This is a genomic window from Mesobacillus foraminis, assembly GCF_004340465.1.
GTDB lineage: Bacteria > Bacillota > Bacilli > Bacillales > Cytobacillaceae > Mesobacillus_B > Mesobacillus_B foraminis.
Genome location: NZ_SLVV01000005.1, coordinates 43,476 through 59,590, shown reverse-complemented (window position 1 = coordinate 59,590; position 16,115 = coordinate 43,476). Strand labels below are relative to the sequence as shown.

Annotated in this window: 11 protein-coding genes; 8 read left to right on the top strand and 3 right to left on the bottom strand. The window is 44.0% G+C overall.

Features of this window, described 5'->3' with window-relative positions; translation table 11 throughout:
• Window positions 1-338 precede the first annotated feature (338 nt).
• From EV146_RS09175 to EV146_RS09155, 5 genes are all read left to right on the top strand, one after another.
• Window positions 339-2,126: a cache domain-containing sensor histidine kinase gene (locus EV146_RS09175; RefSeq protein WP_132005017.1), complete on the top strand. Its 1,788-nt coding sequence runs from the start codon at window positions 339-341 to the stop codon at window positions 2,124-2,126.
• 46 nt (window positions 2,127-2,172) lie between these two features.
• Window positions 2,173-3,351 (top strand): response regulator transcription factor, encoded by a 1,179-nt coding sequence (locus EV146_RS09170; RefSeq protein ID WP_132005014.1) that lies wholly within the window; start codon window positions 2,173-2,175, stop codon window positions 3,349-3,351.
• A gap of 35 nt (window positions 3,352-3,386) precedes the next feature.
• Window positions 3,387-4,679 (top strand): ABC transporter substrate-binding protein, encoded by a 1,293-nt coding sequence (locus EV146_RS09165; protein ID WP_132005011.1) that lies wholly within the window; start codon window positions 3,387-3,389, stop codon window positions 4,677-4,679.
• A gap of 238 nt (window positions 4,680-4,917) precedes the next feature.
• On the top strand, window positions 4,918-6,390 hold the full coding sequence (locus EV146_RS09160; protein ID WP_132005008.1) for a glycoside hydrolase family 68 protein: 1,473 nt from the start codon (window positions 4,918-4,920) through the stop codon (window positions 6,388-6,390).
• 98 nt (window positions 6,391-6,488) lie between these two features.
• Window positions 6,489-8,093 (top strand): glycoside hydrolase family 32 protein, encoded by a 1,605-nt coding sequence (locus tag EV146_RS09155; RefSeq protein WP_181215849.1) that lies wholly within the window; start codon window positions 6,489-6,491, stop codon window positions 8,091-8,093.
• A 99-nt stretch (window positions 8,094-8,192) separates the two neighbouring features.
• Here the strand turns inward: EV146_RS09155 and EV146_RS09150 are convergent, their stop codons facing one another.
• Window positions 8,193-8,468, bottom strand: coding sequence for an HU family DNA-binding protein (locus EV146_RS09150; protein ID WP_121613676.1), 276 nt, complete (start codon window positions 8,466-8,468; stop codon window positions 8,193-8,195).
• A 346-nt stretch (window positions 8,469-8,814) separates the two neighbouring features.
• On the opposite strand from EV146_RS09150, the gene EV146_RS09145 reads away from it, so the two are divergent.
• On the top strand, window positions 8,815-9,162 hold the full coding sequence (locus tag EV146_RS09145; RefSeq protein WP_132005005.1) for a Na-translocating system protein MpsC family protein: 348 nt from the start codon (window positions 8,815-8,817) through the stop codon (window positions 9,160-9,162).
• Window positions 9,163-9,326: 164 nt separating this feature from the next.
• Window positions 9,327-10,646: a nucleobase:cation symporter-2 family protein gene (locus EV146_RS09140; protein ID WP_132005002.1), complete on the top strand. Its 1,320-nt coding sequence runs from the start codon at window positions 9,327-9,329 to the stop codon at window positions 10,644-10,646.
• A 243-nt stretch (window positions 10,647-10,889) separates the two neighbouring features.
• Here the strand turns inward: EV146_RS09140 and EV146_RS09135 are convergent, their stop codons facing one another.
• Window positions 10,890-12,869, bottom strand: coding sequence for a YjhG/YagF family D-xylonate dehydratase (locus tag EV146_RS09135; protein ID WP_132005858.1), 1,980 nt, complete (start codon window positions 12,867-12,869; stop codon window positions 10,890-10,892).
• A 406-nt stretch (window positions 12,870-13,275) separates the two neighbouring features.
• On the opposite strand from EV146_RS09135, the gene EV146_RS09130 reads away from it, so the two are divergent.
• On the top strand, window positions 13,276-14,601 hold the full coding sequence (locus tag EV146_RS09130; protein WP_132004999.1) for an SGNH/GDSL hydrolase family protein: 1,326 nt from the start codon (window positions 13,276-13,278) through the stop codon (window positions 14,599-14,601).
• A 113-nt stretch (window positions 14,602-14,714) separates the two neighbouring features.
• Here EV146_RS09130 and EV146_RS09125 read toward each other — a convergent pair whose 3' ends face one another.
• Window positions 14,715-15,860 carry a cation:proton antiporter gene (locus tag EV146_RS09125; protein WP_132004996.1) on the bottom strand — a complete coding sequence of 382 codons (1,146 nt, stop codon included), beginning with the start codon at window positions 15,858-15,860 and terminating at the stop codon, window positions 14,715-14,717.
• Window positions 15,861-16,115 lie beyond the last annotated feature (255 nt).

Below are 16,115 nucleotides of genomic sequence, written 5' to 3'. Positions count from 1 at the left end.
TTATTGAGGGAAGGATGTTTCAACAACCTTACATTGTTACAAGAATTAATCTTATTTACCTACTTTTTGTCATAATTCCTATTTTACTAGTGCCTAAGGTTCATCTTTCCCTATGGATACAGCGGTTTCTTGTATTTGCTGGAATCGTTGTCAAAGCCGTCTTTGCAGGTGTAGAGAGCATGTCTCAGCCTGCTCATATGCCAAGTGGTGCAATATTGACGGGACGTTTAAATAGAATTAGATTTATAGACAGAGTAACAGAGAGGATGGCTGGACCTAGCTCAGTCATTTTTTTGCTATTAGCAAATAGGTTTCCATTTTATAAGGAGAACCACCATATGAAAAGCATCCAAAGCCGCTTATTTCTTATGCTCCTGATTTTTATTATCCTTCCTTATTTTTTATCGGTTCTGTTCATTTACGGATACACCAAAAAATTGGTGGAAGATCATGAGCTTGAAGTCAGCCATAATCAAATGGAGGAAGCGTCAAAAGAACTGGAGCAATATTTTAATGATATGATCAACCTTTCCTATATTTCATACCGAAATCCCGATCTGTACCGTATTTTTAATGAAGGATTCGAAGATTCAATCTACTTCAATCCGATTGCAGTGGAAAATAGCATCGAAACGTTTTATCTCATGCGTAACGAAATACGGCAGGTCCGTTTTTATATTGATAAAACTAAAGAATCATTCACTGTTTACAACGCAATGGTCAGCACCCGCAAATACCAGCCTGATTTACTAAAACAAGATTCAATAAAACAGCTGATCCATTCTGATGAAAAGTATCTCATTGAGCCTCCCCATCCTCTTGAGAACTATAATGATGCTGCCATTGTTCCCCAGTCAGATAACACGATGGTTACTACCATTCACCATAAAATAGGAGACGTATTGTCCAAGGAATTTCTTGGAGTCATTACGATCGATATTGATTTGCATGCGTTTGCCCGCTTATGCAGCAGCCTAGTTCAAAATGAAGAAGAAGCTGTCATGCTGATTAACTCTGATGATATGATCATGTATTCGAGTGATGCAGACCTTGTTGGGGAACCGGTTCCTTCCGATCTGTTAAATTCGATTGATTCTGAAGGGATGGAAACAGACGAAGACATTATCCTGTCCAAAACACTGGCAGGGCCGCTAAACCAATGGAAGCTAATAAAAGTGACACCAGAACAGGTTTTATTTCACGATGTCAGGCAGACAGCCTATACCAATATACTGGTTGGGATTGGGGTCGGACTGCTCGGCTTAGCAATGATTGGAATTATCTCTTACAAGATTACACGGCCAATTAAACTTCTAAGCAAGAAAGTGCAGACCATTGAAGGCGGAAATATGGCCGTTCCATTTCAAGCTGGCACCAGGGAAGACGAAATAGGCCATCTTGAAAAACATATGAAGGACATGATGGATCGGATTAATCTTCATATCGACCGCGAATATAAACTGGAGATTGAAAACAGGAAGAATCAGCTTAGGGCCTTAAAATCCCAGGTGAATCCGCATTTCTTATTTAATGCACTGCAAACCATTGGGGCAGTAGCCCTCCGATCGAATTCTCCGAAGGTTTACCAGCTGGTCGCCTCATTGTCGAAAATGATGCGATATTCCATGCGGGCGGATCAGTGGATTAAGGTCCGGAATGAAGTCGACTATATTAAAACCTACTTGTCCCTTCAAATGGAGCGGTTTGGAAATAAGCTGAATTGTTCCATTGATTTTAACGACAGGATTCTTGATATGACCATCCCAAGCATGATTCTTCAGCCGCTCGTCGAAAATTTCTTTAAGCACTGTTATGAAGAAGGTTTCTATGATGCGAAATTATCGATTTATGGAGAAGTCGATGGGACAGCCTTGAATCTCTTTGTGGAGAACAATGGTCCCAGCATGACGGCCGAAGATTTGAAAAAGCTGAAGGAAAACATCTATACAAAACCATATGAAGGCTCCTATGCGCAGGAGCATATTGGCCTTAAAAATATCCACGACCGGCTGGTCCTCAACTATGGGCAGGACGCGGGATTAGAAATCGATACAAAGCAGGGAGAAGGGTTCCTTGTCAGGCTTTTCATTCCGCTGGGTTCAAAAGAAAACGGTCCGCCAGAATGATGGCAGGAGGATATCTTACTCATATAAGAAGGGAGTAAAGAGGGTTATGAAGGCTCTAATTATAGATGATGAATTCAATGTACGCTATGTGATACGTGAACTGGGTCAGTGGAAGAAGTATGGCATCACTGATCTGTTCGAAGCAAGCAATGGAGAAGAAGCAAAGAGAATCATAGATAAGGAGCAGCCGGAAATCATTTTTACAGATGTGAAAATGCCTGGCATGACGGGGCTTGACCTTATTGAGTGGCTTGACAGCCTATCCTATCCGGGGAAAGTGATCTTCATAACCGGATATGACGATTATTCCTTTATGCGGAAGGCAATCAAGTGCAACAGCTTCGATTATTTATTAAAACCCATTGAGGCTGACTCCTTTAATCGCACTTTGGAGGAAGCCGTTAAATCCTGGACAAATGACGAAGAAGACCGCCAGCTGAAAGAGACAGGTGTTTATGAAGAGATAAAAAGGCTCCGCACCAATCAAATCGTGACGGAGGCATGCAGCGGAGAGCTTTTTGATCCAGCGGAAATTGCTGCCTGTCTTCCGGCAACAGACGAGTATGAGGCTGCCCTGATCTCTTTTTATCATATGCACCATTCGGACCCTTATATTCAAAGGCTGGCTGATGAGCTGGCCTATCAGGGATGGGGAAATGCCTTTGCCCTCCAGAATGACCATTGTCTTTGTCTTGTTATAACTGTTAACGGAGTGTGGCTTTCCGTCGAAGAGTGGATCAGCACTCAGTTTGATATCCCTGTCCGGCTTGTTAATGGAGAATCCTTGAAGTCACTTGAGGAGCTTCCACATTCCTTCAAGGAATTGCAACAGGCATTGGAAGATCAGAATTTCAGGACGATCCACCGTTTGAACGATTTAGATCATGCCTGCCGCATGCGTAACATTGTGTACTATGTAAATGCCTATTACATGGAAGATTTAACTCTTGAAAAACTGTCGGGCAAATTTTTCCTGAGCCGGGAGCATATTTCGCGAAAGTTCAAACAAGAAACTGGGCTGACCCTGTCGAAGTACATCGCGAAACTTAGAATTGATCGGGCTCAATATTGGTTAAGAGAAACAGACGAAAGCATTCTGTCTATTTCCTTTATGCTAGGATATCAAGATGAGAAGTACTTTTCGAAACTATTCAAAAAAGTCGTTGGACAGACGCCTTTTGAGTATCGAAATAATCAGAAAAAACAGCTGACGGGTAGTTTTTGATTCCCTGCCGCTGATCTACCAAACGGGGTGCAGGAATGAAAAAGTTACCGATAAGAATGTTTTTAGCAGGGCTCCTGAGTCTTTCTCTATGTGCCTGCCAGCAGGCTTCCCCGGAAGATACAGCCATGCCGGATACGGCTGCATCTAACCCAAAGATTACGCTGGACATCCGGAATCCAAAAGTGGAAATCTCTACACAGTTCGAACACATGGCGGCTTTTTATGAAAAGGAAAACCCACATGTGAACATTAAGATTCACACTGTAGGCGGAGCGGCAGATGACTTAACAGACCTGAAAGCACAGATTGCTGCTGGGGAAGGACCGGATATTTTCACAAACACCGGATATGAAAATGCCAGGCTGTGGAGGGACTATCTGGAAGATCTCTCTGATCAGCCATGGGTTGGCAATGCCTATGAAGATGCTTTAAGACCGATTGAAATGGATGGCAGTATTTATGGCATGCCCCTTAATCTTGAAGGGTATGGATTCATTTATAATAAGGATTTATTTCAGAAGGCGGGGATTGACACCCGGCCTAAAACGCTGACTGGGTTAACGGCAGCAGCGGAACAATTGCAGAATGCAGGAATTACACCTTTTGCTACGGGGTACTACGAAGAATGGAAATTAGGCGTCCACCTATTAAATATTGCTTTTGCCCAGCAGGAGGATCCTTCAGCTTTCATAAAAAAGCTAAATGACGGGTCGGAAAAGATTGAAGACAATCAAAAATTCAATGATGTGATCAACCTGCTCGATTTAACATTAAAATATGGAAACAGCAACCCGCTTTCCACGGATTATAATATGGAAGTGAATTTGTTTGCTGCCGGGAAGGCAGCGATGATTCAGCAAGGCAACTGGGTACAGCCGATGATTGACCAGCTTTCGCCTCAAATGAATATGGGCTTCCTGCCGCTGTCAATCAATGATCTCCCTGATAATGATGCATTAGTCGTTAATGTCCCGAATTATTGGGTGGTCAACAAACAATCCTCACAAGAAAAGAAAAAAGAAGCGAAGAAATTTTTAAACTGGATGGTATCTTCCCGGCAAGGGAAACAGTTTATGACGGAGGAATTCAAATTTATTCCTGCTTTTAAGAACATAAAAGCGGACCATTTAGGATCCCTCGCTCATGAAACAATTGCTTATTATAAAGCGGGAAAAACCCTTGATTCCAACTGGACTGAATTCCCGGTAGGGGTGAGAGAGGAGTTTGGTCTTGCGATGCAATTGTATGCCGGTAAACAGCTTACCCGCAAACAGCTGCTGCATGAGTTTCAGAAATCCTGGGACAAGGCCAGGGCAAATCCGCAATAACCCTCTGGCTGTTTGCTCAGTCTTTGCAGCCTCCTTTAACGGGGCTGTTTTTTATTGCCCCACGATTCCTGACATATCAATTTACGACTAAAAACCAATCAATCTATGACATATTCAGCCATTGAGGTCTCCTCTATACTTTTAATTAATAATAGGAATGCTCAGTACCGTACTGGTAAATAGTGATCACTATGCTTTTCCTATTAGATTAATTACATAGTATCCAAGGAGGAAGACGATGAATTTTAAAAGACTGACCAAACAAGCAGCCGCTGTTGCATTCAGTACAGCTGTAATGGTAGGGGCTGGCGCGCCGCAAATATTTGCGCAGCAAAAAGATACGATGGACCACAAGGAATCTTACGGAATTTCCCATATCACTCGTTCTGACATGAAGGAAATGATCAAGCAGCATGGGGATGAAAGGTATACCGTTCCCCAATTCGATCCTTCGACTATTAAAAACATCCCATCAGCGAAAAAATACGATGAGTCAGGAAACCTGATCGATATGGATGTTTGGGATACTTGGCCATTGCAAAATGCAGATGGCACGGTTGCAGAATATAAAGGTTATCATATCGTTTTTGGATTGGCTGGAGACCCGAAGAACGGCAGTGACACTTTTATCTATATGTTCTATAAAAAAACAGGCGACAACTCCATTAACGCTTGGGAAAATGCCGGAAGAGTATTTGATGACAATGATAAGTACGTTCCGAACGATCCTTATCTAAAACATCAATCCGAAGAGTGGTCCGGTTCTGCAACCTTTACCTCTGATGGGGAAGTCCGGTTATTCTATACAAACAGGGAAGCCTGGAATCCAGATCAAGGTCGTTTTGGCAAGCAAACCCTGACTACTGCCCAAGTCAACCTTTCCCAGCCAGATGGTGATACCTTAAAGGTAGAGGGCGTTGAGGATTTCAAATCTATTTATGAAGGCGGAGACAGCAAAGTTTATCAGAGTGTCGATAAAGCCTTTGGCCAAGGAAACTATGCCGATAACCATACATTGAGGGACCCTCATTATATAGAAGAAAATGGCCGCAAGTACCTCGTTTTTGAAGCAAATACTGGAACCGAATACGGATATCAGGGAGAAGAGTCTTTATATAACAGAGCGTATTATGGCGGAAACACTCCATTCTTCCAGGCTGAAAAGACTGCCCTTTTACAAAGCCCGAAGAAAGATTTAGCGGCAATCTCAAACGGTGCCCTTGGAATCATTGAAATTAACGATGATTTTACCTTTAAAAAAGAAATGAAGCCATTGATTGCTTCTAATACAGTAACAGATGAAATCGAACGTCCAAATATCTTTAAAAAGGACGGCAAATGGTATCTCTTCACAAGCTCAAGAGGATCAAAAATGACGATTGACGGAATTGACAATGAGGACATTTATCTATTAGGCTATGTTTCTGATTCATTGACTGGGCCGTACAAGCCATTGAACAAAACAGGAATTGTCCTTCACCAGGACCTTGATCCACGCGACATCACCTGGACGTATGCCCACTTTGCTATTCCTCAGAAGGATAGTGACAATGTCGTCGTGACAAGCTATATGACAAACAGAGGATTCTTTGAAGATCATAAATCCACTTTTGCGCCAAGCTTCCTGCTTAACATCAAGGGGCCAAAAACTTCTGTTGTGGAAGATGGCATTCTTGAGCAAGGGCAGATTACCATCGACGAAAATAAGTAATCAGCTTTCGAACATCCAGACCAAAAAGAAAATGCCGCTTCTTAGCCGGCATTTTCTTTTTTATCTGACCTGAAATGATGAAATGAGGGGTGATTTCAATGAACAAAGAAAGATGGAAGCCAAAAGGGAAGGGGCTGTTGATAACAATGATTGCCCTGTTCCTTTTGCTTTTAACCGGGTTCTTATTCTATCAGGGGTACAAACTGCCCAGAATAAGCAAACCAGAAACAGTCCACCCTTCAGATCCAGACGCTAAAGAAGGTTCTTACAGGGCCCTGTATCACTTTACTGTTCCGGATAAATGGAAAAACGATCCGCAGAGGCCGGTTTATTATAATGGAAAATATCATTACTACTATCTCTATAACGGGGATTATCCGGACGGGAATGGCACGGAATGGCGGCGTGCAACTTCAGAGGGTTTAGTGAACTGGAAGGACGAAGGTATTGCCATTCCAAAGTATACGAACAAAAATGGAGATCCATGGTCGGGATCTGTCGTTATCGATTGGGAAAATACAGCTGGATTTGGCAAAGGCGCCATGATAGCGATTGTAACCCAGCCGTCTGCGAATGGGAAACAGCAGGAACAATTTCTATGGTACAGCAAGGATCATGGAAAGACGTTTACCTCGTACAGCGAAACCCCCGTGATGCCAAATCCGGGAACAAAGGATTTCAGAGACCCAAAAATAATCTGGGACAGCACACATGATAAGTGGGTAATGGTCATGGCGGAGGGAGCCAAGATAGGATTTTATGAATCTCCTGACTTGAAAAACTGGCATTATATCAGCGGATTCTATACAGAAGATATCGGAATTCTAGAGTGCCCGGATCTTTACATGATGGAGGGAAGTGACGGAGCCTTAAAATGGGTGCTTGGTGCCAGTGCAAATGGAAAAGCAATTGGAAAGCCCAATACTTATGCCTATTGGACTGGAGATTTCGACGGAAAGCAATTCATCCCTGATCACCCAGATCCTGGCTGGCTCGATTACGGCTTTGACTGGTATGGCGGTGTAACGTTTGAGGATGGGGAAGCAGCGGACCAGCATAAGGTGCGGTATGCTCTCGCCTGGATGAATAACTGGGACTATGCTGATAACACTCCAACCATGAAAGAGGGCTTTAACGGTACAGATTCCATTGTTCGCCAGATTGAATTAATGCATGAGGGCGGCAATCGTTATTATCTGGCTTCAAAGCCAATTGACGGACTTCAGAATTTGGTTCAATCCACAGATTATATTGACCAAGTGAATGTTAATGGCTTTAAAACCTTGCCAATTACAGGTGAGGCATTTCAGCTGGACGCTGATATCACCTGGACCGATCTTTCCAATACAGGCATCAGGCTCAGGGAATCAGCAGACAAAGAAAGTTATATAGATGTAGGAGTGTTTTTAGAGGAGAATTATTCCTATGTGAATCGAGCCTTTACAGGACATCCAATAGAGGGGCTAAACGTGGAGAGCAAAGCACCATTCAATCACAGTAAAAAGAACGTGCATTTAAAGATTCTGATTGATGCATCAACGATTGAAGTTTTCGTGGATGATGGTAAAACTGTGCATTCCAATTTAGTATTCCCTGATCACGATGACAAGGGGATCACCCTCTATTCCGAAGGAGGAACCGCTGTGTTTCGGAATATCGAAATCAAGCATTTTGGGCGTATTGACACAGAAGGAAAAGACTAACTGAGCTGGTACATCCAAACAGGATTAAGTGAAGAAGTTTTTTATATAAAAAAGAGCCAGGGAAGATTCTATAAATCTTTCCTGGCTCTTTTTAAAGGCTTATTTTTTTACGGCTTCCTTCAAGTCCTTACCAGGTTTAAAAGCGGGTACTTTGGAGCCTGTAATATATATTTCTTCCCCAGTTTGCGGGTTACGGCCGATTCTGTCAGCACGCTCACGCACTTCAAATGTTCCAAATCCAACGATCTGGATTTTCTCCCCGTTAGCAAGAACATTTGAGATGGTCTCCAGCATAGTATCTACAGCTATTCCTGCAGCTTTCTTTGACAACTCAGTCTGAGCTGCAACGGAGCTGATTAGTTCTGATTTTTTCAATGTCAAGCACCTCAATCTCATGTTGTTATAAAGTATGTAGAGAAATTAGGATAACATATTTATTCGAATCTTTTCTAGTATGTACAGGAATTCGGATTTATCAGAAAAATAGAGTTGGAAGGTTTTATGCAAGGGAGGTTTTGAAATTCGGTGTGAACTTGCCGGTGGAGTCTCTCGTAAAGGTAACCGTAGAATTAGGATAAGTGATGCTGCCGGAAAAGTGAATAGGAATAGAAGGATGATAAATCTTATTAAAATAGATTGTGAGAAATTCTCACATTAAATGGGACATAGGTTCTTCATTTTCGTATGATGAGTGTAAGAATTAAAGTGATGGTGAATGAAGATGAGTACTTCTTTTAAAAAGCGGCTTTCACAGCTTTATAACGAGGTTAATCAGGAAATTTACAGCATCGGGGTCAGCAAGCAAAAAATTGACATGGTTGATAACCGGATCGTCATTTTTGCCCAGACGAAGCGTTCGCCTTTACTAACGGTGCTGAGCGGAAGATTTACAGAGCTTACTGCTTCCGTTGATGCGGCATTAGCCGTCGAATATAAACATCGTTTAAAGGAGAAGTTCGAGAAACAGTTTGGGATAAAGGTGATCACCATATTCAAGGATTACGATCCTGCCAGCCAGCATGCCTGTACAGTCATTTATCTGGAACAGCCCATTGAAATGCAGTCTTAATTTCTTGGAGGAAATTTGATTTATCAAGTTTTCTTCACACGATTTTTGGTTAGGGAGCTTAAATTTCGTTTTACGTCATTTAGGAGCCGCAGACATAGGAGGGAAACCCTTCTATTTCTGCGGCTCTTTTTATTAAAAAATTGCACAGCAAAGGGGTTTTGGGGATGAATTCAAAAGTAGTTTCGTTAGGGTTTCAGCACGTCATGGCCATGTATGCCGGGGCAATACTCGTCCCGCTGCTTGTGGGGAGAGCCCTGAATCTTACGGGGGAGCAATTGGCTTACTTAGTAGCAATCGACTTATTAACCTGCGGGATTGCCACTTTATTGCAGTCATGGAAAAACAAGTACTTTGGCATTGGTCTTCCCGTTATGCTCGGTGCTTCGTTTGTGGCTCTGTCACCGATGATTGCAATCGGATCGCAGTATGGAATATCGGCGATTTACGGATCCATTATTACAGCGGGACTGTTCATCCTTTTGTTTGCTCCCTTCCTGGGGAAGCTCGTCAAATTCTTCCCGCCGGTTGTCACAGGATCAGTTGTTGTAATCATTGGATTATCACTGATTCCATCGGGCATTCGGAATATGGCAGGCGGGGCCGGGACACCGGATTTCGGCAGCCTGGATAACCTCATGTTGTCCATGGGTGTCATTCTTTTCATTCTCCTAATGAACCGCTTCTTTCAGGGGTTTGTTCGGTCCCTCTCTGTCCTCCTTGGAATTATTGCCGGTACAGGAGCCGCGGCTATTATGGGGAAAGTGAATTTTCAGGAGGTCGTGGAGGCATCGTGGTTCAACCTTCCCCAGCCTTTCTATTTTGGTGCTCCTTCCTTTGAGGTTGGGCCAATATTGACGATGCTAATCGTTGGCTTGGTCATTGTTGTGGAATCAACAGGTGTGTTCTTTGCCCTCGGGAAAATTTGTGATCGTCCGGTGACTCAGCAGGATCTCACCCGCGGTTATCGGGCAGAAGGCCTGGCCATTGTCTTAGGGGGAATCTTTAACGCCTTCCCTTACAACACTTTTGCCCAAAATGTAGGACTTGTACAGATGTCGCAAAACAAATCATCAAGAGTCATTGTCGCAGCTGGAACGATCCTCGTTTTTCTCGGGCTCGTTCCCAAGATTGCGGCGCTTGCAACCATCATTCCTGCGGCTGTGCTGGGCGGCGCCACGGTTGTCATGTTCGGAATGGTTGTCTTTTCAGGCATTAAAATGTTGAGTGAGGTAAATTTCGGGAATCAGCATAACGCTTTAATCGTGGCCTGCTCCATTTCGCTAGGGCTCGGCACCACCGTTGTGCCGGAATTATTCAGTTCACTGCCTTCCGCATTAAGAATCATCGTCAGTGACGGAGTGATTACCGGAAGTCTGGCCGCAATTCTGCTGAACCTGTTTTTTAACTTTCGCAGTGTTCTCTCCCCGTCTGTTGTCCCGGGCAATGAAAGTGGGGCAGTGCCTGCTTATAAGAATAGAATATGAGGGATTAAACAGAGGAAATTTAAAGGGACATCAAGATTATTAAAAAGGACTGAGGAGTTAAATCGAAGGCTATGGGGCCAGGCTCCCACAGCCTTTGTGTTTATTAGTTTCTTACTAATCTGGTAACGATGATTTCTCTGTGAGATGCGGATAACGGGAACCTGTAAAAGGATCCCGTTATTTTATAATGTAATATAGACCAGGTGTGGTGCCTGCATGATGAAGCAGGGAGGGAAATACAGGTTAAAGGCTGTTCGGCTGTCTTTCCTGCTGACTCCTCTTCAACGCTTCTTCCCCAGCCTTTAACACTTCAATAATCCGATCGACGTCATAGATGCTTCCGCGCCAAGTGCCGCCACTCACCGATTGGAGGGCTGCCCAGAGACGAGTATCATCTGGAAGCTGCGGTGACGGTTTTACCTCCGCGTTTCTAGGACGCCGAGAAAGGATGATGCTTCCTTCTTCGGGTGTGGCTTCATTGTCGAGGGTTCCAAGAAAATGAAGATGACCCTCCAGAGCCTGTGTATCGATTGAGACCTCGATCAGGTCTCCCGTTCTTAATTTTCCAATTGGCCCGCCCGCAAGACCTTCTGGCCCGACATGACCGATACATGCCCCGGTAGACACTCCCGAGAAACGAGCATCCGTCAACAGAGTCACGTGTTTTCCGTAAGAAAGATGCTTCAAGGCAGAAGTGAGCTGATAGGTTTCCTCCATACCGGTGCCAAGAGGGCCGCAGCCAACCACAACCATGATATCGCCAGCATGGATTTCCCCATTTTTGATTGCCGAGATTGCTTCCCGCTCACTCGTAAAAACTTTAGCAGTGCTTTTATGATAGAAAACTCCATTTTCATCCAGTTTTTCAGGGTCAATGGATGTTGATTTGATGATGGATCCTTCAGGTGCAATATTGCCGGTCGGAAACGTCAAGGTAGAATGAAGGCCTCTTTTCTTTGCCTCACTTGGGGACATGATCACCTCGCCAGCAGGAACATAATCTTCGAGTTCAAGAATTTCCTTCATTTTTTTCCGTCTTTCAGATTTCTCCCACCAATCCAGGTTCTCTCGCAAAGTCTTCCCAGTTACTGTCATAACGCTTTCGTCCAGTAAACCTAAAGAGCGCAAATGCAGCATGACTTCGGGCACTCCTCCCGCTAAAAAGGCCCGGATGGTTGGGTGGTGAACGGGTCCGTTTGGAAGAACACTGACCAGCCTTGGAGTCGCTTTGTTCACTTCAATCCAGTCCTCGACGGCAGGGATGTCACATCCGGCGGCATGGGCAATGGCAGGAATATGTAAAAGCAGGTTTGTTGATCCGCCAAATGCAGCATGCACCACCATTGCATTTCGAATAGCGGCATTGGTTACAATTTCTTTTGTTGTAATGCCTTGTTCTTCAAGGTGAATAACAGCACGGGCTGATTGCCTGGCCATTTCCTTCCATACCTCCTGGCCAGAGGGAGCCAATGCGGAATGCGGCACTGAAAGCCCCAATGCCTCGGAGACTACCTGTGCAGTGGCAGCTGTGCCAAGAAATTGGCATCCGCCCCCCGGTGTGGCGCAAGCCCGGCAGCCTAGTTCAGCTGCTTCTTCAAGGCTTAATTCATCATTGGAATATCGCGCCCCAATCGTTTGTATCTTGGCTGCATCCTCACCGTAAACAGGGGGAAGTGTGACGCCGCCGGGAATGACAACCGTAGGCAAGTCATGCATGGAGGCCATGGCAATCATCATGGCCGGAAGCCCTTTATCACAGGTAGCTATTCCAATAGCGGCTTTCCGGGTCGGCAAAGAGCGAACTAAACGCCTGAATACGATCGCTGCGTCATTTCGAAAGGGGAGGGAATCGAACATGCCAGTCGTTCCTTGTGATCTTCCATCACACGGGTCACTGACGTATGCCGCAAAAGGGATGCCGCCAGCTCCACTGATTTCATGTGCAGCTTCCTTCATTAAAAGATCCAGTTCCCAATGGCCGGTGTGATAACCGAGTGCAATAGGATTCCCATTTGTGTCCTTCATTCCGCCTTGCGTGCTTAAAAGAAGAACCTGCTTGCCGTTTAATTTGGAAGGTTTCCATCCCATTCCGACATTTTGTGTCAAGCCAAATAAATTCCCGCTTGGTTCGTTTCGAAGCATATGGTCAGTAAGGGGAAGTTTTCCTTGAGGCCCCAAAGCTTTTGTCCGAATCGAAAAGATATCTGAATTTGAATCTCGCATTAAATCTTTGACTGAATAACTCAATAATATGGTCTCCCTTCTTTAAAAGCGCTTTCAATAAAGCTTGTTGAAACATACAACACTATGGTTTAAATACCAAACCTTGGTGTCGATCAGTCTGATCTTCGTTCCTCAATAGCTGTATTCAAAAAAGTAAAGCCAAACTTAATAAAAGGTAGTGAATGCGTGATCTTTTATCATGGCCTCTACTTAGTTTGTTTGTTGTACAAACAAAATATCGGATGATATAATTTTATCGGAAAATATAGAAAATTTAAAGGGGAAAAGTCATGGTTTCTCTAAAATGAATGTTCGAATATGCATGGGTCAAACTTTTAGCAAGAATTGAATAGTCAAAAGAGGGGGTGAGGCTGAGAGATTTCTTGTGATATTTAGGAGGAAGCTTATGACGAATAAAGGAGGAGAAACGTTGAAGAGGAATGGAATAGGGTTTATTTTAATGACAGTCTTAATCGTGGGACTGATTTGCAGCCCGCTTGATTCAGCGAAAAGCGCAGCAGCTAAGACGCCTGAGAAAACAGGTGAGTGGATCGGTGCGTGGTCCGCCAGTCAGACAGCGGCCTGGGAGACTGTTGATTGGGACGGAGGAACTTCTCGTAAGGGTTTTGTGAACCAAACGATCCGGATGGTCATCCACCCACATGCGTCTGGCTCAGCTGTCCGGATTCGCCTGTCCAATCAATTTGGAACGAAGCCGATCACTTTTGGAAAGGTTACCGTTGGACTTACAAAACAAGGAGCCGAGGCGGTTCCGGGTTCTGTCAAACCATTAACCTTTGCTGGCAAACAGTCGGTAACGATTCCACAGGGGGAAGAAGTCTTTAGCGATCCTGTTCCATTTGAAGTGCAGGACGGATCTGACTTGACGGTCAGCCTCTACATACATGGTGAAAGCGGTCCGGCTACCTGGCATAATACATCAAACTCAACCACTTATATTTCCAACCAGGGTGACTTTGCCGCTGACAGTAATGACAGCGGATTCACAGAAAGCTTTGATGCATGGTTCTGGCTTTCGGGAGTTGACGTGAAAAAAAATAATAAAAAGAAATCCAGGGTCATCGTCGCATTAGGGGACTCCATTACAGATGGATATCTCTCTTCTCTTAACGAAAATCGTCGCTGGACCGATGTCTTAAACGACCGTCTTGATTCAGAAATTAAGAACCAGACCTTTTCTGTTTTGAATCAGGGGATTTCGGGCAATCGAATCCTTTCTGATTCGCCTATATTCGGTGAAAAAGCATTGGCCAGGCTCGATAGGGATGTTTTTTCACAAACAGGAGTAACGGATCTTATCCTTTTGGAAGGAATCAATGATATTGGCCACGAACCCCATGTGCATGATTCAAGCAGGATCATTGAAGGGATAAAAGAAATTGCCGCCAAGGCACATGAGCGTGGAATCAAAATTTATGCAGGGACTCTGACTCCATTTAAGGGCTATGACGAAGGTGTTTACTATACGGAGAAGGGTGAACAAACTCGCCAGGAAGTGAATGCCTGGATCCGAAGCAGCATTATGCTGGATGGCTTTATTGATTTTGACAGGGCATTGGCTGATCCCAATGATCATGAAAAACTCCGCAAGGAATACGACAGCGGCGATGCTTTGCATCCAAACGACCTGGGCTTAAAAGTGATGGCTGAGTCGATCGATCTGACCATTTTTGAGAAGCCGTTGAACGGAAAGCCTTCTACGGGCCATTAATCATCTTTTGAAGGAAAACTTTAGGTCTTATACAAAGCATTCAAATTAAATTTATATGGAAAGGTACTTGAAGGCGAAAACACCTCCACACAGAGTGAAGGTGTTTTGTTTTTTTATGCTTTTATTTTATCCACCTCTTTAAAAATCTTCTTGTTTAGCTTAGGGGCAATCTGGAACAGGATGGTGCCAATCAGGGCGATGGCCAATATATAGATTCCGGCAAAAATCTTCAATTGACCTGCAGCCATCGCCGCAATGATTACGGAAAATTCCCCGCGCTGTGTCAAAGACAAGCCAGCCTTCAGGGAATGGAATTTGGACAATCCGTACCATTGTCCCCCAAAGTAACCTAAAGCAATTTTATGGATAATCGACCAGGCGACCAATGTCACAAGGAGACCAATATAAGGAATATCCTTCGTCAGCGTAATGTGCATGCCGAAGTTTAAAAAGAAAAACGGCAGGAACACGTTCCGGACGGGTAGGACTGCTTTTTCGATCCGTTCTTTCAAACTGACTTCAGAAAGCATCATCCCTGCTAAAAAGGCACCGATGACTTCGGAAAGACCAAAAAATACGGCGACCCCCGCATAGGTCAGGGCAATGGCGGCAATCAGCACGACAAAGGAGTCATCCTTGCCAAACTCTTTTAAAATCGCTTCTGATTTCTTGAATACAATTTTTGCAAAGAAAATGGCAATGCCCACAAGCAAGATTATTTTTAAAAAGGTAAAAAGGAAATCCATCGGTGTAAAGCCTTCACCAGTCAGCCCAATGAGGATGGTAACCAAAATGGGCGCCAATAGATCCTCGAAGATCAGGACAAGCAGCATAAATTCTGACTCTTTGTTTTCAGTCCGATTTTTATCATTTAACAGTTTTGCGGTTATGGACGAACTAGTTGCGTAGACGATTCCCCCCACGAGCAATGCGGAGACCCAGTCCAGTCCGAACAGATAACAGATAACAGAAGTAACACCGAGGCCGAGGAAGACATCCAAAAGCCCTCCTTTCCAGACCTTGCTCCCATTTTCTGCAAGACGCTTTACGGAAAACTCTAATCCCAGCAGGAAAAACAGAAGGACCAGCCCAATTTCACCCGCCATTTCCACCACTTTTGTTTCATGGAAGAAGCCTGCAAGCCCCAGTCCGAGCAATATATAGAGGAGGATGTCAGGTATTTTAAGGATTCTCTCCCCGATGATTCCGGCGATAAATAATATTAGTAAAAACAAGCCAATGGCTAAAGTTAGATTCAAATGCTCCACACCTTCTATTCATTTTTTAAACAAGTGATATCCTTTACCCATTTTGTGCATCAGACATGCAAGTTTCCAAGCAAGCAATGTAAATGATAGATATGGTGAGCTATGATTTTCCAAGGGGGAGGGATGCCGGAGTTTTATATTAGAATTCTTTTTTGATACTGATAGATTAGTTGAATTAATATTTTGACATCTTAGTGGGGAATTAAAAATGGGAAAATGGAGTGGAATGTTTTAAACGTAAAACGG

What these genes read in the sequence shown, in the direction of transcription:
- EV146_RS09170 (WP_132005014.1), top strand. Translation starts at nt 2,173, where the DNA reads ATGAAGGCTCTAATTATAGATGATGAATTCAATGTACGCTATGTGATA.
- EV146_RS09165 (WP_132005011.1), top strand. Translation starts at nt 3,387, where the DNA reads ATGAAAAAGTTACCGATAAGAATGTTTTTAGCAGGGCTCCTGAGTCTT.
- EV146_RS09155 (WP_181215849.1), top strand. Translation starts at nt 6,489, where the DNA reads ATGAACAAAGAAAGATGGAAGCCAAAAGGGAAGGGGCTGTTGATAACA.
- EV146_RS09135 (WP_132005858.1), bottom strand. Translation starts at nt 12,869, where the DNA reads ATGCGAGATTCAAATTCAGATATCTTTTCGATTCGGACAAAAGCTTTG.
- EV146_RS09160 (WP_132005008.1), top strand. Translation starts at nt 4,918, where the DNA reads ATGAATTTTAAAAGACTGACCAAACAAGCAGCCGCTGTTGCATTCAGT.
- EV146_RS09140 (WP_132005002.1), top strand. Translation starts at nt 9,327, where the DNA reads ATGAATTCAAAAGTAGTTTCGTTAGGGTTTCAGCACGTCATGGCCATG.
- EV146_RS09175 (WP_132005017.1), top strand. Translation starts at nt 339, where the DNA reads ATGAAAAGCATCCAAAGCCGCTTATTTCTTATGCTCCTGATTTTTATT.
- EV146_RS09130 (WP_132004999.1), top strand. Translation starts at nt 13,276, where the DNA reads ATGACGAATAAAGGAGGAGAAACGTTGAAGAGGAATGGAATAGGGTTT.
- EV146_RS09145 (WP_132005005.1), top strand. Translation starts at nt 8,815, where the DNA reads ATGAGTACTTCTTTTAAAAAGCGGCTTTCACAGCTTTATAACGAGGTT.